The organism is Mesorhizobium sp. M1C.F.Ca.ET.210.01.1.1, from assembly GCF_004791585.1.
GTDB lineage: Bacteria > Pseudomonadota > Alphaproteobacteria > Rhizobiales > Rhizobiaceae > Mesorhizobium.
Genome location: NZ_SRUU01000059.1, coordinates 1 through 18,425, shown reverse-complemented (window position 1 = coordinate 18,425; position 18,425 = coordinate 1). Strand labels below are relative to the sequence as shown.

The 18,425-nt window shown below is 64.5% G+C and carries 17 protein-coding genes and 4 pseudogenes; 7 read left to right on the top strand and 14 right to left on the bottom strand.

The genetic code is table 11. From position 1 onward, the window contains the following. Positions 1-116, top strand: a pseudogene (locus EN853_RS32255) (IS630 family transposase); the annotation flags it as partial. A gap of 135 nt (positions 117-251) precedes the next feature. On the opposite strand, the gene EN853_RS32250 reads toward EN853_RS32255, so the two are convergent. Further along, complete coding sequence (locus EN853_RS32250) at positions 252-1,625, bottom strand: PleD family two-component system response regulator (RefSeq protein ID WP_127861897.1); 1,374 nt, start codon at positions 1,623-1,625, stop codon at positions 252-254. 21 nt (positions 1,626-1,646) lie between these two features. Further along, positions 1,647-2,003, bottom strand: a complete 357-nt coding sequence (locus EN853_RS32245; protein WP_281061521.1) for a response regulator — start codon at positions 2,001-2,003, stop codon at positions 1,647-1,649. 253 nt (positions 2,004-2,256) lie between these two features. On the opposite strand from EN853_RS32245, the gene EN853_RS32240 reads away from it, so the two are divergent. Both EN853_RS32240 and EN853_RS32235 read left to right on the top strand, forming a co-directional pair. Beyond that, the gene (locus EN853_RS32240; protein ID WP_127861972.1) at positions 2,257-2,556 is read left to right on the top strand and encodes a DUF3572 domain-containing protein; all 300 of its coding nucleotides are present in this window, start codon (positions 2,257-2,259) and stop codon (positions 2,554-2,556) included. Then, complete coding sequence (locus EN853_RS32235; RefSeq protein WP_127861899.1) at positions 2,553-3,206, top strand: hypothetical protein; 654 nt, start codon at positions 2,553-2,555, stop codon at positions 3,204-3,206. Before EN853_RS32240 ends, EN853_RS32235 begins: the two co-directional genes overlap by 4 nt. Positions 3,207-3,318: 112 nt before the next feature. Here EN853_RS32235 and EN853_RS32230 read toward each other — a convergent pair whose 3' ends face one another. Both EN853_RS32230 and EN853_RS32225 read right to left on the bottom strand, forming a co-directional pair. Next, complete coding sequence (locus EN853_RS32230; protein ID WP_127861900.1) at positions 3,319-4,884, bottom strand: hypothetical protein; 1,566 nt, start codon at positions 4,882-4,884, stop codon at positions 3,319-3,321. A 103-nt stretch (positions 4,885-4,987) separates the two neighbouring features. Next, positions 4,988-5,563: a GNAT family N-acetyltransferase gene (locus tag EN853_RS32225; protein WP_127861901.1), complete on the bottom strand. Its 576-nt coding sequence runs from the start codon at positions 5,561-5,563 to the stop codon at positions 4,988-4,990. Between the two features lie 65 nt (positions 5,564-5,628). On the opposite strand from EN853_RS32225, the gene EN853_RS32220 reads away from it, so the two are divergent. Then, positions 5,629-6,957: a DNA polymerase IV gene (locus EN853_RS32220; protein WP_127861902.1), complete on the top strand. Its 1,329-nt coding sequence runs from the start codon at positions 5,629-5,631 to the stop codon at positions 6,955-6,957. Between the two features lie 28 nt (positions 6,958-6,985). Here EN853_RS32220 and EN853_RS32215 read toward each other — a convergent pair whose 3' ends face one another. The 6 genes and pseudogenes from EN853_RS32215 to EN853_RS32190 form a co-directional block, all read right to left on the bottom strand. Further along, a complete protein-coding gene (locus EN853_RS32215; protein WP_127861903.1) occupies positions 6,986-7,489 on the bottom strand; it encodes a hypothetical protein in 504 nt (167 codons plus the stop codon). A 101-nt stretch (positions 7,490-7,590) separates the two neighbouring features. Then, a pseudogene (locus EN853_RS32210) lies at positions 7,591-8,454 on the bottom strand (hypothetical protein); the annotation flags it as partial. Positions 8,455-8,483: 29 nt separating this feature from the next. Continuing rightward, a pseudogene (locus EN853_RS32205) lies at positions 8,484-11,498 on the bottom strand (CheR family methyltransferase); the annotation flags it as partial. 52 nt (positions 11,499-11,550) lie between these two features. Continuing rightward, positions 11,551-12,621, bottom strand: coding sequence for a chemotaxis protein CheB (locus EN853_RS32200; protein ID WP_245517251.1), 1,071 nt, complete (start codon positions 12,619-12,621; stop codon positions 11,551-11,553). Between the two features lie 178 nt (positions 12,622-12,799). Then, positions 12,800-13,117, bottom strand: coding sequence for a hypothetical protein (locus tag EN853_RS32195; RefSeq protein ID WP_127861906.1), 318 nt, complete (start codon positions 13,115-13,117; stop codon positions 12,800-12,802). Between the two features lie 194 nt (positions 13,118-13,311). Then, the gene (locus EN853_RS32190) at positions 13,312-13,548 is read right to left on the bottom strand and encodes a hypothetical protein (RefSeq protein ID WP_127861907.1); all 237 of its coding nucleotides are present in this window, start codon (positions 13,546-13,548) and stop codon (positions 13,312-13,314) included. A gap of 370 nt (positions 13,549-13,918) precedes the next feature. Here EN853_RS32190 and EN853_RS32185 point away from each other — a divergent pair, with 370 nt between their 5' ends. The 3 genes from EN853_RS32185 to EN853_RS32175 are packed head-to-tail and all read left to right on the top strand — an operon-like array spanning position 13,919 to position 14,697. Further along, positions 13,919-14,122, top strand: coding sequence for a hypothetical protein (locus tag EN853_RS32185; protein ID WP_127861908.1), 204 nt, complete (start codon positions 13,919-13,921; stop codon positions 14,120-14,122). Positions 14,123-14,148: 26 nt separating this feature from the next. Then, positions 14,149-14,346, top strand: coding sequence for a hypothetical protein (locus EN853_RS32180; RefSeq protein ID WP_127428962.1), 198 nt, complete (start codon positions 14,149-14,151; stop codon positions 14,344-14,346). Between the two features lie 33 nt (positions 14,347-14,379). Continuing rightward, the gene (locus tag EN853_RS32175; protein ID WP_127861909.1) at positions 14,380-14,697 is read left to right on the top strand and encodes a plasmid stabilization protein; all 318 of its coding nucleotides are present in this window, start codon (positions 14,380-14,382) and stop codon (positions 14,695-14,697) included. A gap of 130 nt (positions 14,698-14,827) precedes the next feature. On the opposite strand, the gene EN853_RS34280 is transcribed toward EN853_RS32175, so the two are convergent. The 4 genes and pseudogenes from EN853_RS34280 to EN853_RS32155 all read right to left on the bottom strand — a co-directional run. Then, on the bottom strand, positions 14,828-15,181 hold the full coding sequence (locus EN853_RS34280; RefSeq protein ID WP_127861910.1) for a hypothetical protein: 354 nt from the start codon (positions 15,179-15,181) through the stop codon (positions 14,828-14,830). A 388-nt stretch (positions 15,182-15,569) separates the two neighbouring features. Then, positions 15,570-15,941, bottom strand: coding sequence for a hypothetical protein (locus tag EN853_RS34275; RefSeq protein ID WP_167524670.1), 372 nt, complete (start codon positions 15,939-15,941; stop codon positions 15,570-15,572). An 87-nt stretch (positions 15,942-16,028) separates the two neighbouring features. Further along, positions 16,029-18,149: an EAL domain-containing protein gene (locus EN853_RS32160; RefSeq protein WP_127861911.1), complete on the bottom strand. Its 2,121-nt coding sequence runs from the start codon at positions 18,147-18,149 to the stop codon at positions 16,029-16,031. A 149-nt stretch (positions 18,150-18,298) separates the two neighbouring features. Then, positions 18,299-18,425, bottom strand: a pseudogene (locus EN853_RS32155) (IS481 family transposase); the annotation flags it as partial.

Here is an 18,425-nt window from a genome sequence, read left to right as displayed (position 1 = left end):
AGAAGCGAACCATCGACGACACCTGGCGACACATCGGACACCTCGTCGCCACCATAGAACCCGACGAATGCTCAAACTACTTCAACAACGCCGGATACGCTTCCGTCAAAACCTGAAGCGCTCTAGATCCGTTTCAGCGCAACGCGCTTGAAGCGCGTCGCGATCTTTTAGATTCGCTCCTTGCGCTTTAGGATCTTGATTTTACGCATGTCTTTGTCTCGAAACCGGCTCCCGCTTTCGGGAGACATGCCTTAGGCAGCCTTGGCGACGACCCGGTTGCGGCCGCCGCTCTTGGCCTCGTAGAGCGCAAGGTCGGCTCGCTTCATCAGCGCGGCGACAGTATCGGCTCCCTTCAGCACCGACGACACGCCGACGCTGACGGTCACTTCAATCGTCTTCCCGTCGCTCCCGATCGCAAAGGGCACCTGCGCGATCTCGGCGCGGATGCGCTCGGCCACCTTCTCGGCGACGGCGCCGTCGGTGTCCGGCATGACCACGACGAACTCCTCGCCGCCGAATCGGCAGGCGAGATCGATGCCGCGCACATTCTTGCGCAGCCGCCTCGCGAACTCGCGCAGCACGTCGTCACCGCCGTCATGGCCATGGACGTCATTGATGGATTTGAAGCGGTCGAGATCGGTGATCATCACCGACAGCGGCCGCCGCCGCGCCACGGTGCGGTCGAACAGCGTCTGCAGATGGCTGTCGAGGTAGCGGCGGTTGTGCAGTCCGGTCAGCCCGTCGGTCACCGCCATCTCGATGGTCTGGGTGACGCTGGCGCGCAGCTGGTCGTTGTAGCGCTTGCGCCGCACCTGCGTGCGCAGGCGCGCCGTCAGTTCATGCTGGTCGATGGGGCGCGTCAGATAGTCGTTGATGCCGAGCTCGAGGCCGCGGATGATGCGGCCCTCCTCGCCTTCATCGGCCAAAAGGATGATCGGCAGGAAGCGGGTGCGGTCGAGCGAGCGCAGTTGCGAGCAGAGCCTGAGCGGATCGAAATCGCTGAAGGCCGTCGAGATCAGCACGCATTCGTACGGCGTCTCGGCGGCCTGGAAGAAGCCGGCATTAGGATCGGTCGCGACATCCAGTTCGGCGCTGCCGCGCAGCATCTTCTGGAGACGCTCGATCGAGGACTTGCGCTCGTCGACCAGAAGCACTTTGGGCTTGGCGTCCTCCGTCGCGAAGTTGTGGCTGAGCAGCTCCTCGATGCCGATGTTGCGCGTGGTCGAGGCGCGCAGGCGCAATTCGTCGGTCAGCGACTTCAGCCTGACCAGGCTCTTTACCCGCGTCATCAGCTGCAGATCGTTGACCGGCTTGGTGAGGAAATCGTCGGCGCCGGCCTCGAGGCCGCGCACCCTGTCCGACACCTGGTCGAGCGCGGTGATCATGACGACGGGGATGTGCGAGGTCGCCGGGTCGCTCTTCAGCCGCTTGCAGACCTCGAACCCGTCCATGCCCGGCATCATCACGTCGAGCAGCACCACGTCGACCTTGCCGTTCTCGCAGGTCTCGATCGCGTCCGGGCCGTTGCCGGCCGTCAGCACCTCGAAATATTCGGCGAGCAGCCTGACCTCCAGAAGCCGCACATTGGCGGGGATGTCATCGACGACGAGGATCCGCGCGGTCATCTCAAAGGCTCCGGCTCGGCATCAGGCATCGCCCAGATAGGATTTGATCGTCTCGATGAAGCGCGGCACCGAGATCGGCTTGGAAATATAAGCCTCGCAGCCGCCCTGGCGGATGCGCTCCTCGTCGCCCTTCATCGCGAAGGCGGTGACGGCGATGACCGGGATCGAATGCAATTCGTCGTCTTCCTTAAGCCATTTGGTCACCTCCAGGCCCGACACCTCGGGAAGCTGGATGTCCATCAGGATGAGGTCCGGCCGGTGCTTGCGCGCGAGGTCCAGCGCTTCCAGGCCATTGCGCGTGCGAACCGTCTCGTAACCGCTGGCTTCGATGAGGTCCCGAAAGAGCTTCATATTGAGCTCATTGTCCTCGACGATCATGACCTTCTTAGCCATCAATTTCCCGTCCCGACGGTCACCGGAGCCGAAGACCGTCGTCATGCGTCCTTGCCGGATCGCACCCAACCCGCATGGACCCTACGTCAATATGATTGACGAAACGCAAACCGGCCGTTGGAAAAGCGCACCGATTCCGCTTGCGGATGCAGGGCTGAAGCGGCTGAGACTTGCCGCAAGCGACGCTTGCCATTACTGCGGAAGAAGAGACTCACATCCGCACCAGCAAAAGGTAATGATGGCGAACGCAGCGTCAATGCGTGAGGAGGCGGAATCCCTTGCCATCAGGGCGCTTGGCTTCGTCGCCAGCGATCCCGAGCTCCTGCCCCGCTTCCTGGCGATCACCGGCATCGAGGTGCAGTCGATCCGCAAGGCGGCGCAGGAGCCGGGCTTCCTTGCCGGTGTGCTGCAGTTCATCCTCGCCCACGAGCCGACGCTCTTGCGCTTTGCCGAGGAGACCGGCACGCCGCCGGCCGCCGTCGGCAAGGCCTTGCGGGCGCTGCCGCTCGGCAATGACGATCACGAGCGCTCGACATGAGCGACGATCCCGAGACCGCGCGTCAGATCGAGGAGCTTGCCGCCGACGACCGGCCGCTGCTGGTGCTCGACGTCGACGATGTCGTGCTCGAGTTCGTCCGGCCCTTTCCGCATTTCCTGAAATCGCGCGGCTTCCAGCTGACGCTCGCTTCCTTCCGCCTCACCGGCAACATCGCCGAGACGGCATCGGGTCGGCTGATCGAGCAGGCCGAGGTGACGGCGCTTCTCGGCGATTTCTTCGATACACAAGCCGATTGGCAAAGCATCACCGCCGGTGCCGCGGAAGCGCTGGCGATGCTCGGGCAGCACGCCGAGATTGTCTTGCTGACCGCGATGCCGCACAAGCACCGCGCCGTGCGTCGGGCGCATCTCGATGCACTGGACCTGAACTACCCGTTGCTGACCACGGAAATGGCGAAAGGACCGGCCATCGCCAAGCTGCGCGGCGCCAAAGGCAGGCCTGTCGCTTTCGTCGACGACCAGCCCTCCAACCTGATGTCGGCGCGCAATTCGGTTGCCGACGCGCACCTCTTCCACCTGATGGCCGACAATACGTTGCGCGCCTTCCTGCCGCCGACGCCCGACGACATCATCTCGGTCGACAACTGGCGCGAGGCGGCGCCAAAGATCGCGAGCGCCCTGGGGCTTTAAAGCGCGACGCACTAAACGGATTTAGGCGAAGCGCTTTGGGACTTTGCTTCGACGCATATCGTTTTCGCAAAACCGCTGCACACTTTGGCGCGACATGCATTAACTCAAGCGTTCAGGGCTGCAATTTTGCCCCTGCCCCGCCACTGCCGTTCTCGCCCGAGCCTTCATCCTGGCCGGTGCCGTCATTCAGGTCGGCGCCGTCATCGTCCTGGTCGGCGCTGTCATCCTGGACGGCATCGGCAGGCTTGAGCATGGCGCCGTTGACCGTGACCGAACCGTCGGCCTTGGCATTGATGACCCATTCCAGCCGGCCGTCCGGCAGCGTCTTGCCGAAACCTTTGACGGCGAGCGCGAACGGGAAAGCCTGTGCCACTTGCTGGTCGCTCTTGGCGCCCTCCTGCAGGGCCTCGACGATCTTGTCGTAGCCTGCGACATCGACGGTCATGGTCGCATCCGGTTTCTTGCCAGGAAACGTCATCTCGCCTTCCATCGCGACCTCGACGTTGCCGTTCTTCACCGTGCTGTGCCTGACAACGAATTTGGGGCTCTTGGCCAGAAAATCGGCGACCAGAGCATCGCCGAACTCATCCGAGAGCGGCGGATTCTTATTGAGATCAAAGGTTTCGATCGCTTTCTTCGCCATGGTATCGAGGTCGATATTGGCGCCGCCGAAGTTGAACTCGACATCCGTCGGCAGCAGAGTGACGCTCCAGCCCGGTAGCATCTGCTGCGGGATCGTCAGGCCGGAGGCCTTGATCGCGTAGTTGACATTGCCGTTCTGGGAGATGCCGTCCATGCCGAACCCGGTGCTGAACAGCTTCGCCCCGAATTTGCCGACGGGGCTCTCCACCTCAAAATCCTTGAAGCCGTAGGTGCCGTCGATCCTTTCCCACACGGGCAGCGCGGCCCGCAGAAGCGTCTTGAGCTCGGCCTGGTTGGCCTTGAGCTTGGCTTCGTCCTCATTGGCCACGGCGAAGGCAAGAAGATCGAGCAGCGGCTTTGTCCGCACGCCCTTGCCGTTTGCGTCCACTGACAATTCCGGTGTTCTCAAGGTGAGCGGAAAATTCATTCCGCTGTCGGGATCGTCGACCTTGATCGTCTCGACGAAACTCGAGACTTTTTGTGTCGCCGTGAAGTCGACGCCGCCATTGGCCGATTTGGTCGCGGCAACGGTCGCGGTGCCGGCACCGGCGGTAACGTCCGCCTGCTGCTTGGCTTCCCGCGACGTCATCGTCATGCCGGCGATCGAGCTGGTGCCGCTGGTGAAGGCGGCGAGGTTCGGATCGTAGACGGCGGCGCCCTTGCCGTCCTTGACCGTGAGTTGCATGCTTTGCAGCCCTTCCGGTCCGTTGAACTCGAAGGCCATGCTTTGCGAGAAATCCGAGGCGACGTCCCAGGAACCGTCGCTGCGCGGCTTTACCATCAAGGCATAGGGCGCGAGATCGAATTTCAGCGGCTTCGCTTCCGGCAGGGCATTGACCAGCGCCTTGATGTCGACCGTGATTTTGTAGGCGTCGCCTTCGGCCGAAACCTTGAGCACGCCCTTGTCGAACGCCTGCTTGCCGAAATAGCGCGCCAGATTGTCGGAGAGCTGCTTCGCGCCTTGGCTGTCGACCGCCTGGGCGACGGCGGGCGCGCTGAACGCAAGAGCTGCAACAAATGGCAAAATACGCTTCACGTCGGTTCTCCGTTGGTCTCGGAAGGCAAATCGTTTCGTGCTTCTGGTAGGAAAGAAGCGTTACAGCCGCAAGACGACGACTGTAAGCCAAAACCTCAAGTCGCTAAAGCACAAGCCGCATCAACGGCCTGCCGGGCTTGCGTTCAAGAAGTCTCTCGAATCCGGCCTTCTCGAAGACCCGCGACGAGCCGACGAACAGCCCGATCGAGCGCGAATCGCGCGACAGATCGATCGGGCATGCCTCCAGCAGCCTGGCGCCGTTTTCGCGCGCGAACGCGATGCCGCCATCGACAAGGCGGTGCGTGATGCCTCTGCCCCGCGCCTTGACGCGAATGAAGAAGCAGGAGATCGCCCACACGTCCAGGTCACCGGCATCGGCCGGATCGACCGGCGCCGAGCCCCTGCCCTGATTGTTCCATTCGGGCACGTCGGCGCGCGGACCGATCTGCATCCAGCCGAGGGCCTTGCCTTCCTCGAAAGCCAGCAGTCCTGGCGGCGGCCCGGCTTCGATGCGCGCCTTGATGTGATCCTTGTTGCGCTCACGGTCGCTCGCACGGCGCTCGGCCGGCGTCAGCCGGAAATGCGTGCACCAGCAGCCATAGCAGGCGCCTTGCTTGCCGAAGAGATCCTCGAAATCGGCCCAACGCTCTGGCGTAAGCGGTACTATGGTCGTGCTCATGCGTTCTCCCCAGGCCAGCCTTGTTGCCGGCCCTGCGCTGTCGTACCATTGCGTTTGTTCTCTTTATGTTCGCAGCGATGGCGGCTCCTGTCAACAATCCCGAACACGGTTTCTGCCGCGACTGCCTGGCCATGCAGCGCGGCGAGACGCGCCGCTGCGAGCGCTGCGGCAGTCCGCGCCTTGCCCGCCATCCCGAACTCTACCGGCTGCACATCGCCCATATCGATTGCGACGCCTTCTACGCGGCGATCGAAAAGCGCGACAATCCGGCGCTGAAGGACAAGCCGGTGATCGTCGGCGGCGGCAGGCGCGGCGTCGTCTCCACCGCCTGCTACATCGCCCGCATCCAGGGCGTGCGCTCGGCCATGCCGATGTTCAAGGCGCTCGAAGCCTGTCCCGAGGCCGTGGTGATCCCACCCAACATGGAAAAATATGTCGGCGTCGGCCGCCAGGTGCGCGCGTTGATGCAGGCGCTGACACCGCTGGTCGAGCCGCTTTCGATCGACGAGGCATTCCTCGATCTCGCCGGGACCGAGCGCATGCACGGCATGCCCCCGGCGCTCGTGCTGGCGCGCTTCGCGCAAACGGTGGAGAAGGAGCTCGGCATCACCGTCTCGGCCGGCCTCTCCTACTGCAAATTCCTGGCCAAGATCGCGTCGGACTTCCGCAAGCCCCGCGGCTTTTCGGTCATCGGCGAAGCGGAGGCGCAGAGCTTCCTCGCCGTACAGCCGGTGACGCTGATCTGGGGCGTCGGCAAGGCACTGGCCGCGACACTGGAGCGCGACGGCATCCGCATGATCGCCCAGCTGCAGCGCATGGAGCGCGGCGAGCTGATGCGACGCTACGGGATCATGGGCGACCGGCTCTACCGGCTTTCGCGCGGCGAGGATGATCGCCGCGTCGATCCCGACGGCGATGCCAAGAGCGTTTCGGCCGAAACCACCTTCGACGCCGATATCGCCTCCATGGCGGAACTGGTGCCTGTATTGCGCGGTCTGTCCGAAAAAGTCTCGGCGCGGCTGAAGAAATCAGGCATTGCCGGGCGCACCGTGGTGCTGAAGCTGAAGACGCAGGACTTCAAGCTCCGCACGCGCAACCGCCAGCTTGGCGATCCGACACGGCTAGCCGACCGCATTTTCCAGACCGGGCTCGACCTCTTGCGCCGCGAGGCCGACGGCACGAAGTTCCGTCTTCTTGGCATCGGCGTCAGCGATCTCTCGGGCGACGAAAAGGCCGATCCGCCGGATCTGGTCGACGTCCAGTCGCGCAAGCGCGCGATGGCCGAAACCGCCATCGACGAGTTGCGCGACAAATTCGGCAGGAAGGCCGTCGAGACCGGCTACACTTTTGGCAAGGGCCGTAGCGCCAACCCACCCGAGCCGATCGAGGATTGAGACCGGCCGGCATTCATTGCGGGCTTGATCAGGTGCGCTGCAGGTCGATTCGGCTCGTCACCATGGTCTTGCCGGTTTTCGGATCGGTGTCGGTCACGGTCAGCCGCATGCTGTCGCTGCTGGTCTTTTCGACGGTCAATTGCGCTTTGCGGTCGCCATTGACCTCCTTTGCCCAGTGGATGCCGAGATTGAGCGCATTGCCCGAGCGGCTTCCATTCAACTGTGCCGGTCCCGTGCGCGAGCCGACATAGACGCCGCTATAGCCGGCGCCGCTGGCCTTGAGGTCGGCGCTGATCGCCCGCGTCATCAGGATGAGGCCGCGGCATTTGCCGTCGAGCGATAGCGAGGTCGAGGTGGCGCCGGATTTGAAGGTGCAGGCGATATTCACCGTCGGCGCACTGGCGCTCACCTTGAGGGTGCCGTTGCCGGCGAAACTGCCCTGGAACGAGCGCAGGAAATCGGCATCGTCGCCACGGGCGTTGGTCGCGGCCAACAGGCTGACGGCGATGACGAGCGGAACCATTGGTCTCATGGGTGTTCTCCCCCGGATGACAAGGCAATGGAAGACTCAAAAAACGCCAGTGCTGCCGACAGGTTCCGCCATCGACATGACCGTTTTGCAACAAACCGGGTTCAAGCCGCTAGCGCCGCTTTCACCCAGTCCAGCCGCGCTGCGGGAACGAGCCCGTAATTATAGAAATTGATGCCGTCGACATCAGGTGTCAGGGCCGGTTTGACCTTGCTCGCAAGCACCTGGGGACCCGACATCTCCGGATAGAAAAGCCGGTAGCCGGTACCGAGGAATTTTCCGCTGCCGAGCACGGAGCGTCCGGTCGCCATCAGGCTGGCGACGTCATCCGCTTGCATGTCATAGGCGCAAAGGATCGCCCCGTCGCAGACCTTGCCGAGCGCCGCGAGGTCGCAGCCGCCCTGCCAGCCCTCCTTGAGGTCGATGATCACGACCCTGGTGGCCGGATGCGCCGCCTCGCGCAGTTCCGTGACCAGGCTGGTCACCGGTTCGAAGCGCCAGATCAGATAGGCATGGAGTTCGGGCCACGGCCGGAACAGGTCGAGACCGGCAGCTGGAAATTCCGGGAACCGCCGCTCCGGCACCTCTCGCTCGCAGGTCTCGGCGATCCATTGCCTGACGACTTTTCGCGCCGCTTCACCGTTGATACCGGCCTTCGCCGCTCGCACCAGGCACGAAGGACAGAAGCACAGCGACAGCAGGAAATCCTCTTCCGGCGTCAGCCCGACACCGTCCTTCTCGTGATGATATTCATGGGCAAAGCCCATGAAAGACGGGCTTTCAAGCTCGATCCTGTCAGGCTTGTAGCTGTACGAGATATCCGCGATGAGCGCCCTCACATAGGCGCGCGCATCCAGATTCGAAGGGCAGAGATTGTAGTAGTTGGCGTCGCCGAAAGCGTTGCGAGTGACAGCTTCGGGATGAAGCATGCCAAGGCGCGTATTGTGCAGGCAGACTGTCCAAATAGCACCTCGTGGGTGCGGGCCATCGCCTTCAACCGCTCGTGGAAGGCGGTCGAGAAATCGTTCATCGAAGTCGATGAGCGGATCATGAGCGAGGCGAGCGCGGTGACCGTGGCCAGGATGTTCTTCACCCGATGCTGCAGTTCATGCAGCAGCCTTTCCTGGCTGCGCTCGGCGTCCTTGTGCGCGGATATGTCGGCCAAGGTGCCGATCGCGCCGCGGATCTTGCCATATTCGTCGAACAGCGGGCTGGCCGACATGATAACGTCGAGGCTGTCGCCGTCCGGACGCGCGAGCCGCGCTTCGACAAGCGACACGGCTTTTCCGGTTCGCATCGCCTTCGCCATGGGTTGATCGCTCGCAGCCAAGGGAACACCTTCCAGCGTCAGCGGCAGTGCGGCCGGCATGGAAACCAGTTCGTCGTCGGTGGCGGGGCGGCCGAGAAGCTCGACCGCATGCCGGTTGGCTCGAATATCCCCGTCACCGCCCTCGGCGATGAAGATGCCGACCGGCACCAGGTCGAGCAGAGTTTCCAGGCTGGCGATGCGATAGCGCAAATCGTGCGTGAGCGCGGTGATCTTTGCCTCCGCCTGTGCCATCTGCGTGACGTCGACAAATGTAACCACCACGCCGGCGATGACATTGTCGAGCGTCCGGTACGGCATCACGCGCATGATGAAACGCCTGCCGCTTTCGGTGCCTTCCACCTGCCGCTCGATCGTGCCCAGCCGCCGCAGCACCTGTTCCATGTCGGCCTGCAGCCCGTCGGCGGAAAAGCGTGGGCGCACATGCGCAAGCGGGCGGCCGACATCGCTCTCGACCAGCCTGAACAGATCGCGCGCCGTCGGCGTGAAGCTCTTGACGCACAGGTCGCGGTCGAGAAACACGGTCGCGATCTGCGTGCTTTCCAGAAGGTTCGCCATATCGTTGTTGGCGCGGCTGAGCTCGTCGACGCGAATGTTGAGCTCGGCGTTGACGGTCTGCAGTTCCTCGTTGATCGACTGCAGCTCCTCCTTGGATGTCTCGAGCTCCTCGTTGGACGACTGCAGCTCCTCGTTGATGGAGGACAGTTCCTCGTTGGAGGATTTCAGCTCCTCGTTGGAGGATTCCAATTCCTCCGTCGTGATCTGCAGCCGCTCCCTGGTCTCCCTCAGCTCCTTCTCGAGCTGGCTGACATTGGCGCTTTCGACATCGTCGGTGGTGTGGACCGGCTCGCTTTCGGAGTCCGGCTTGATGCCGCCGATATCGCGGAACACCAGCATGTAGAGCGGGTCCGCTCCGCTCTCGGCCGGCAGCGGCTGCACGACGAGGCTGATCGTCTGGCGTCCGCCATTGGTGCCGATGCTGATCTTGTTCTGCACCGCCACCTGTCCGGTGCTGACCGCCTTGTGCAGGGCCGCGCGCAAATCCATGCGCAACCCGCGCCGCGCCATCGAGAAGACGTTGTGGTCGGGAGCGCCGGCCGCGAGCTCGAGGTATTTTCCGGTGCCGCCGGAACTATGCACCAACTCGCCGGCCGCGTTGATGACCACATGGGCGGGCGCATAGCGATCGAGAAGCAGGCGTTCCGCCGTTTCCTGCAACGTGCCGGCCGTCGTCCGGTTGCGCATGTGCGGCGCCGCCTGCCTGGCCGCGGCGGCGAGCGGGAATTCGGGCAGCCGCTGGGCCGAGATGCCGCCACGCTTCTGGAAAAGCCGGGTAGGCTTGTCGATGGTCGAGAACAGCCTTGCGTGACGTGTGACGTTTTCCGAGGAGCCGAGGAAGAGGTAGCCGTTGTTGCGCAATGCGTAGTGGAAGATCGGCACGATCTTCTCCTGCAGTTCCGGCCCCATGTAGATGAGCAGGTTGCGGCAGGCGATCAGATCGAGTTTGGAGAATGGCGGGTCGCGCAGCAGGTTGTGCGACGAGAACAGGCAGACCTCCCGAAGCTCGGAAGCGATCCGGTAGGTGCCGTCCTCGCGCGAGAAGAATTCCTTCAGCCGCTTCGGCGTGATGTCGGTGGCGATGGTCGCCGGATACCGCCCGGCGCGGGCGACTTCCAGCGCGCGCTCGTCGATGTCGGTCGCGAATATCTGCAGGTTGGGCGATGCCGCGCCGCGCGGTGCGTGCTCCTTGAGAAGCATGGCGATCGAATAGGCTTCCTCGCCGGTGGCGCAGCCCGGCACCCAGACCCTGATCGTGTCGTCCGGCTTGCGGCCCTCGAAGAGCTTCGGAATGACCAGACGCTCGAGCGCGTCGAAGGCGTGCGGGTCGCGAAAGAAGCTGGTCACGCCGATCAGCAGATCCTGGAACAAAAGATCGACCTGTTGCGGCTCCTCGCGCAGCCGCTCGTAGAAGGCGGTCGGATCCTCGATCTGCAGCACCTGCATGCGGCGCTGGATGCGCCTCAGGATGGTGTTGTCCTTGTAGCCGCTGAAGTCGTGGCCGGTGCGCATGCGAAGCAGGGCGGCAATCCGCGAAAGCTGGTCGGCCAAGTCGCGCTTGCGGCGATCGCGCTCGCCGTCGGTGCGGCTGGAGTGGCTGAAATAGCTAACCAGCTTGTCGGCCATGTCTTCCGCGGGCAGCACCATGTCGACGAGACCGCTCTGGACGGCGCTGCGCATCATGCCATCATATTCGGCGCTCTCCTGCGCCAGTGTGAGCCCGCCGCGCTCCTTGATCGCCCTGAGCCCGATCGTGCCATCGCTGCCGGTGCCTGACAGGATGACGCCCGCCGTATCCTCTCCATGCTCCTGCGCGAGCGAATTGAAGAAGTCGTCGATGGGCGTTCGCCTGGCGCGCATGGTCGCCATCTTGGCGACGTGGAAACGGCGTTTCTCGACGGTCACCGAGACGCCCGGCGGGGTCACGTAGATCTTGTTCGGCTCGATCTCGATACCCTCGGCCGCCGTCTCGGTTGCGATCGAGGTGCAGCGCTGGATGATGCTTGCCAGCACGCTTTCGTGCTCGGCGTCGAGGTGCTGGATGACCACATAGGCAAAGCCGCTGCCGGCCGGGACTTCGGGGAAGAATTTCTGTAGCGCCCCGATGCCGCCGGCCGAGGCGCCGATGCCGACGATGGGGAAGGACCCGTCGGCAGACGCTGTCGCGCCGGCATCCGGTTTACTTCGCCTTTTCCTTCCTGTTGCCTTCTTCGATCACCCTGGCGTCCGCCTCGTATTCCCTGGCCCGCTTGCCCAGTTGTGCGGCGAGTGCGGAGCGGTCCTGCGACCTTTCCCGCTCGGCCACGCGCCAGGTGAATTCGGCACGCTGCTGATGCGAGCGCAGCAGGCTCCACAATATCCCGTCCGCCTCGACCGCCTGGGCCTCCATCATCGCGTCGGCGGTGAAAGCATGCCCGGTATGGCACCCATAGCGCAGCATGTCACCGTCTTCGATCTCCCACAGCGGCCCGTGGCATTCCGGGCATGTAAACACCGACAATTCGCCGAGTCGATCTTCATCTTTCATGGTCGAATGCTCCTGCGCGGCGACCACCGCCTCCAGCCGGACACCGGGAGGGGCGGGCAATGTCTTGCCCACCGGCTCGGCCGCCAGTCTGGCCAGCAAACCGCCCAGTTGCGCCGCCGGCAGGCAGTGATCGACCTCGACATGATGCAGCGCGCTTTGCACCATGGCCGGCACAAGCGCGCCCTTCGGATGCTGCACGACGGCGAGCCCGCCGACGGCCTTGATGGCCCTGAGCCCGGCCGTGCCGTCGGAAAGGGAACCCGACAGGAGAACACCGATGACGCTGGCGCCGAAGCTCAGCGCGGCCGAGCGGAAAAGCGGGTCGATGGCTGGCCGGGCCAGGTTCTCGCGCGGGCCACGCCGCAGCATCATATGGCCGTCGTGAAGCAGAAGGTGGAAGCCGGGCGGCGCCACATAGACAGTGCCGGCCTCGACTGCCGCGCCGTTGCTGGCAACCAATGTCGTCAGCCGGCTGGCGCGTTCGAGAATTTCCGGCAGATAGCTGACCTGCCCGACATGCAGCACTACGAACACGGCAGCCGGCAGATCGGGCGGAAGGTCGCCGACGATCTGCTTCAGCGGCTCGATCCCGCCGGCGGACGCGCCGATGACGATTATGTGGTGGTGGGCGCCGGCGCGACGATCCGGCCCGCCCGCGCGGCTGACGGCAGCCTCGCGGGCGGAAACGGGTTGCGGGAACAATCTCTTTTTGTCATCCGGCAATTTTCACGCCCAGTTCAGACATAGGCAACTGCTGGGTAACGGCCGGGGACCTCGCGATGTTCCATTGTGGGCCCCGGAGGCGACCCGCTGCCCGGCGCAAGGCCGTCCAGGAAAGCAACAAGGCACCCCCGGCTCGCCGGACGACATCGCCGGTCGGACCGACGCCGGCCGGATGCGTCTATTTCGACGTCTGCGGCGGCACCTCGCCCGGCCTGATCACCGGCATCTGGCTGGTGTTCGACGGCGGAACGGTGGTGTTCTGGTCGCCGGTGGGCGGCGGCTTCAGCACGCCGCCGCAGTTCGCCAGGCTGCTGGAAAGGTTGTTGGACTGATCGTCGGCCTGGGCCTTCAGCTGCTCGCCATTCTGCTTCGGCGCCGTGTTGTCGTCCGGTTTGACCTGGCAGTCCTCGATCTGCGGATCCAGCGGCTGGCCCGTTGCGGTCATTGCCGGCCCCGACAGCAGGACAATGGCGAAGCCAAGAAGAACTTTCTTCATCGGATCCTCCTCATGGGTTTCAGTACCCCCGATGGTCGGCAGGATCTCACCGTCTCGAAAGACAACGCATACAGGTGGAAAAGGTTGGCTTTCGCCGACAACGTCAACCGCGGGGCAATGCCCGATAGGCATTTCTTTCCCGAGGAGAGGCGCCGGCAGGGACGGCAACGGCGCTTGGCAATTCCTTCCGCCGGCTACAGGCCGTAGACCAGGGCTAGATAGATCGCCGGCGCGACGATCAGGCAGAACGCAATCACGATCACCACGGCATTGCCCACGCGCTCGGCGCGTCTGGCAATGTCGGCGATATCGTCATCGTCGTTGATGAAGTCGAGGATCGAGACGTCGGCGGCGAGCGCGGAGAGATGGTTGTCGTTTGCGGGATGGCTATCGGCTTCTCGCAGGTTGGGCTTGGCAGACATTATGGTCAAAACGTCGTCTCGCTTTCGAACCGGCAGCGCGGCTTGCTTGTTCCGATGGTTTTGGGCTCCGGCGGCATTGGGTACCCGCCCATCGCGCGGGAATCGGCGGGCACCCAAAATGACCGACGAAGGAGGGACTTCTATCGGCGGCCGCTCGTCAACTCAAAGGTGGGGCCTTGGTTGCAGGTGCCGGCCCAATGCGCCGAGCGATCGGACTTCAGTCCGATGACGCGTAGGTAAGGCTCCGGCGCCGCCGGTTTCCCGGCAAGTCACCGGCAGCATGGAACCTCTTTCACCTCACTCAGTTCCCCCAAGGACGCGGCAGCCGTGGCCGGGAGCCAGCGGCGAGCCCGCAGGCAGGACATCAAAGGAGGCTGCGATGAACAGCAATATCCCGCACCGTCCAGGTGCCGCAGATGCACCGGCATCGGGCAGCTTGCCGAGTGGCGACGACCCGGATGTGTGGTTCCTGGCGGAGAATACCGACCTCTCGCCGAGGCAGGCGCGCGAGCTGATCCGCGAGCACGGGCATGACCGCGACAAGCTGCTGGAGATCGCCCGCACCATGAAGGCCGAGGGCTGACGGCCCTTGAAAAAATGAGGCCAGACATGAACAACACACCACGCCCGGGCCACCCCGGAACAACCGAGCAATGGCCGCGCTGGGAAGGCCCTAAGGGAAACCGCCCGCCCGGCTATCTGCCGCCAAAGGACGACCCCGACAAAAACCGCGACGCGGCCGGGGAGAACAACAAGGATCCGGAACGGTCCGATCTCGGCGACGCGGCCAAGAAGAAGGGCTCGTAAGCCCGTTCCATTCAGTGCAACAGGAGAAAGAAAATGCCACGCGGAGACAAATCCAAATACACCGACAAACAGGAGCGCAAGGCCGACCATATCGCCGAGGGCTACGAGAAGCGCGGCGTGTCCGAGAAGGAAGCCGAGCGGCGCGCGTGGGCTACCGTCAACAAGGACGATGCCGGCGGCAAGAAGGAAGGCGGCTCCGGCCGTGGCAAGCACACCGGCAATCCGGCCGCGCACAAGGGCGGACGAATGGGCGGAAAGGCTTCCGGCGAGCGCTCGGCGGCGGAGCGTTCAGCTTCGGCCAGGAAGGCCGCGGCCACGCGCAAGCGCAACGAGGGGCATGCACACCATTAACGGGCCCCTGATCGTTCCTGCGAGGGCCGCGGAGGTTCATTCGTCATCCTAGGGCGGAGCGAAGCGACGCGCGCAGACCCTGGGATGACGACGACCATAGGTCGGCGTTCCTTCACACTCCCTCTGTCCGTCAGCCGCCGTACAGCCCGATCTCGTCCGGTTGAAGCGAGGTGGCCTCATCGCTTGCGGTCTTGCCTAAATGCGTCTCCAGCGCGGCGTCCAGCCGGTCGCTGTCGTGCGGATCGGTGATCGCATTGACCAGCATATCGAGCGCAATGCCAAGCTGGTCCAGGCCGAGCTGCCTTTCGATTTCGACGATCGCGGCGGGAGTCTGGCGTTTCAAGGCCTCGACCGCCTTGCCGACGGCCGAACCGTAGGAAGTCACGGATTCGTAGTCGCCCTGGTCGATGCCGAACTCATTGCCTGCCCGCTCCATCAGCCGGACTTTCATCGCCGTGACATTGAGGCTGTCGACGCTGAACATCGATCGAGAGATTTCGGGCTGCGCCCGCGTCACCGGCGCGCCGGCGCCGGACCCGTCGGGCCCGGCGCCGCGATTGGGGCTCGCGACAACAACATGGGCAACCGATCTCGGCGGCGGCGCCGGGCGCGGCTGCGGCAGGATCGGAAGGGCGGCATTGTTCAGTGCAGGAGGTGAAGACATTGCTGGCCTTGACGGCAGCCCGTCCGTCATGGAACGGGAGCCGGATGGTCGAGCCAAGACATCATGCCTTGAGCAAAGCAAAAGCCGGTTCGGCAGGCAAAGCCGAACAGTCCTAAGAATTTCCTGAGGCGCCGCTCGGCAGGGGCAGGCCAGCGGGCGGCTCTCCGCCGCGCGTCGGTCCACTGCGCAGCGGTTTCAGCGCCGATCGTCAGTCGTCGCCGCCGCCTTCGCCGCCGCCACCTTCGCCACCACCGTCGCCGCCGCCATCGTGGCCGCCGTCAGCTCCGTCGTGGCTGCCGCCGTCGCCGCTATCGTGATCGCCGCTGTGGTGATCGCCATCCTCGTCGTCACCCTGGTCGCCCTCATGCGAGCCCGACTCGACGCCGTCGCTGTCATGATCGGCTTCGTCATTCTCGGCGACGGCGTGGTCACCGCTATCGCCGGCTGTGGCGCCCTGGTCGTCATCATCCTCGGTCACCGTCACCTGGCCGCCATGATCCGAGCCCGCGAAGGATGGCTGCACTGCGAAGATGCCGAGCAGGCCGATTGCGGTTGCCGCCAGCAACGAAAGGTTCTTCATGGTCGCTCCGATCTCATCGTCGGTGCGGATCATTGCCTTGCCGGATTACGGCGGCCTTAAACGAGTGATTGCAATTTTAGCGGTTGCTTATTTTGTGCCGCCCATGCGGGCTTGCGGTCTTTCAAGCTGCGGCGCGCCACCGACCGCCCGCGCCACGATCGCCTCGAGCGTCTCGGGCCGGTGCAGGAGATAGCCCTGGCCATAGGCGACGCCCATGTCCATGAGGACTTCCAGCGCGCCCTTCTCCTCGATCTTCTCGGCGACGACGGCGCAGCCCATCGAACGGGCGATGCCGGTGATCGCCGAGACGATCTCGCGGTCGAAGCGACTGTCGGCGATGTGCTCCACGAAGGAGCCGTCGATCTTGATGGCGTCGATGGGGAAACGCCGCAGATATTCGAACGAGCTCATGCCGGCGCCGAAATCGTCGAGGCTGACACGGCAATGGCGCAGCCTGGCCTTGCGCACGAATTCCTCGGCCGCGTCGAAATTGGTGACGGCGGCGGTCTCGGTGATCTCAAAGCCGATGCCGGAGGGCGGCGCCCCGCTCTTGGCAATCGCGGCGTCGACGAAATCCCAAAGCTGCGGATCCGAGAGCGTCTGCGCCGACAGGTTGAAGCCGAGCGAGATGGCGCCGGAGCGGATCGCCCTGCCATGGCGCATCAGCGCCGTGCGGATGATCCAGCGGTCGAGCCGGGCGGCGAGGCCGAAGCGTTCGGCCACCGGCACGAACTCACCCGGCGGGATCGACTTGCCGTTGCGCCCCTGGAGCCGCGCCAGCACCTCGACATGGCGGCTTTCGTCCCAGGGCCTGCCGAGGCGATGGATCTCCTGGCCGAACAGCGTCAGCCTGCCGTCGTCCATCGCATCGACCAGATCGGCGGCGAGCCGCGCGGCGTTGAGGCCGCTGGCGCTGGCGGCCGTCTCGGCCGAGAACACGGCGTAGCGGTCGCGCCCGCCGGCCTTGGCGGCGTAGCAGGCATCGTCGGCGCAGGCCAGCGCATCGGCCACCGTCGTCCTGGAATCGCGCACGAAGGCGATGCCGATGCTGGCGGCCAGCCGACGCGACGTGACAGCGGAGCCGAGATCGGCGTCGCGCACGGCGGCGAGCACGGCGTGGGCGAGCCGCTCGGCGCAGGCGTCGGCGCAGTTCGGCACCAGCAGCGCGAACTCGTCGCCGCCGAGGCGCGCGGCATGCGCCGAGGGCGGCAGGCTGGCGACGATGCCGGCAGCCACGCTCTTCAGCGCGACATCGCCCGCGGCATGGCCGGCATAGTCGTTGAGCGCCTTGAAGTAGTCGAGGTCGACATAGAAGACGGCGAGCGGCAGCCGGTTGACGGCGCCGATGTTTTCGGCCAGCAGCCGGTCGAAGGCGGCACGGTTCAACAGCCCGGTGAGCGCATCGTGGCGCGCGGCATAGGCGAGCTCCTCGGCGCGCTTCTTCTCGTCGGTGATGTCGCGCACCGTGCCGAGGATCTGGCCGGCCGAGCCGACGCCGGCGATGAAGCGCACCAGCGACTCGACATGACGGATCTCGCCGTCGCGCCTGATGATGCGATATTGCGTGGCGGTGACGCTCTCCGAGCCCGGCGGCGGCAGGTGCGCGCGCTCGGTGGCCTCCTTGTCGCCGGGATGGAGATAGGTGTGCCAGAGGCCGGCCGTCACCTCGTCGGTGTCGCTGACGAGGCCGAAAATCTCCCTAGTGCGCGCGTCCCAGTAGCTCTTGTTGGTGCCGATATCGTAATGCCAGATGCCGGTGCCGCTGGCGGCGAGCGCGAGGCGGAAACGGACATTGACCTGCTCGAGCGCGGCCTCGGCTTCCTTCTGCCTCGTGATGTCGGTCTGCACACCCATCAGGCGCAGCGGCTTGCCCTCGGCGTCGCGCTCGACGATGCCGCCGCGGTCGAGCACCCAGACCCAATGGCCGTCCTTGTGCTTCAGGCGCAGTTCCGTCTCGATGGATCTGGTGTGGCCGGCGATATGGCGGTCGCCGCTTTCCATGGCGCGCTGGCGGTCGTCGGGATGGGTGAGGGTCAGCCAGAGATCGGAGGTGTTGGCGAGTTCGCCCTCGGCATAGCCAAGCATCCGCGACCAGGTCGCCGAATAGTAGCAATCGCCGGTCGCGAGGTTCCAGTCCCAGACGCCGAGCTGGGCGCGATCGAGCGCCAGTGCCCAGAACCTTCCCTTACGTGTCTTGTCGTCCGCCATGCCCTGATTTTGCCTTCCCCGCTCGGGCAATACAGCATGAAACCAGACAAGAAAGGGTTACCGGAGGGAAGGCGCGACAGAGGGTGGCGCCAGCCTGTCGCGTTCGTCATCCTGGGGCGGAGCAAGGAGCGAAGCGACGCGCGCAGACCCTAGGTGTTCAGTCCCGAGGTCAAGTGGACGGGATTGAGCCGGAACCTTTCTGGCTGTTTGGCCCATACCGCGCAGATGGCTTCGTAAGGCGTGAGGCCGTGAAGGGTCTTTAGCCGCCTGGCGAAG

Excerpts from the sequence above, each read along its gene's own strand:
- EN853_RS34280 (WP_127861910.1), bottom strand. The coding sequence starts at position 15,181 with ATGTTCAGCGTCGACAGCCTCAATGTCACGGCGATGAAAGTCCGGCTG.
- EN853_RS32160 (WP_127861911.1), bottom strand. The coding sequence starts at position 18,149 with ATGGCGGACGACAAGACACGTAAGGGAAGGTTCTGGGCACTGGCGCTC.
- EN853_RS34275 (WP_167524670.1), bottom strand. The coding sequence starts at position 15,941 with ATGAAGAACCTTTCGTTGCTGGCGGCAACCGCAATCGGCCTGCTCGGC.
- EN853_RS32225 (WP_127861901.1), bottom strand. The coding sequence starts at position 5,563 with ATGAGCACGACCATAGTACCGCTTACGCCAGAGCGTTGGGCCGATTTC.
- EN853_RS32235 (WP_127861899.1), top strand. The coding sequence starts at position 2,553 with ATGAGCGACGATCCCGAGACCGCGCGTCAGATCGAGGAGCTTGCCGCC.
- EN853_RS32220 (WP_127861902.1), top strand. The coding sequence starts at position 5,629 with ATGTTCGCAGCGATGGCGGCTCCTGTCAACAATCCCGAACACGGTTTC.
- EN853_RS32185 (WP_127861908.1), top strand. The coding sequence starts at position 13,919 with ATGAACAGCAATATCCCGCACCGTCCAGGTGCCGCAGATGCACCGGCA.
- EN853_RS32250 (WP_127861897.1), bottom strand. The coding sequence starts at position 1,625 with ATGACCGCGCGGATCCTCGTCGTCGATGACATCCCCGCCAATGTGCGG.
- EN853_RS32240 (WP_127861972.1), top strand. The coding sequence starts at position 2,257 with ATGGCGAACGCAGCGTCAATGCGTGAGGAGGCGGAATCCCTTGCCATC.
- EN853_RS32245 (WP_281061521.1), bottom strand. The coding sequence starts at position 2,003 with ATGATCGTCGAGGACAATGAGCTCAATATGAAGCTCTTTCGGGACCTC.
- EN853_RS32175 (WP_127861909.1), top strand. The coding sequence starts at position 14,380 with ATGCCACGCGGAGACAAATCCAAATACACCGACAAACAGGAGCGCAAG.
- EN853_RS32180 (WP_127428962.1), top strand. The coding sequence starts at position 14,149 with ATGAACAACACACCACGCCCGGGCCACCCCGGAACAACCGAGCAATGG.
- EN853_RS32215 (WP_127861903.1), bottom strand. The coding sequence starts at position 7,489 with ATGAGACCAATGGTTCCGCTCGTCATCGCCGTCAGCCTGTTGGCCGCG.
- EN853_RS32195 (WP_127861906.1), bottom strand. The coding sequence starts at position 13,117 with ATGAAGAAAGTTCTTCTTGGCTTCGCCATTGTCCTGCTGTCGGGGCCG.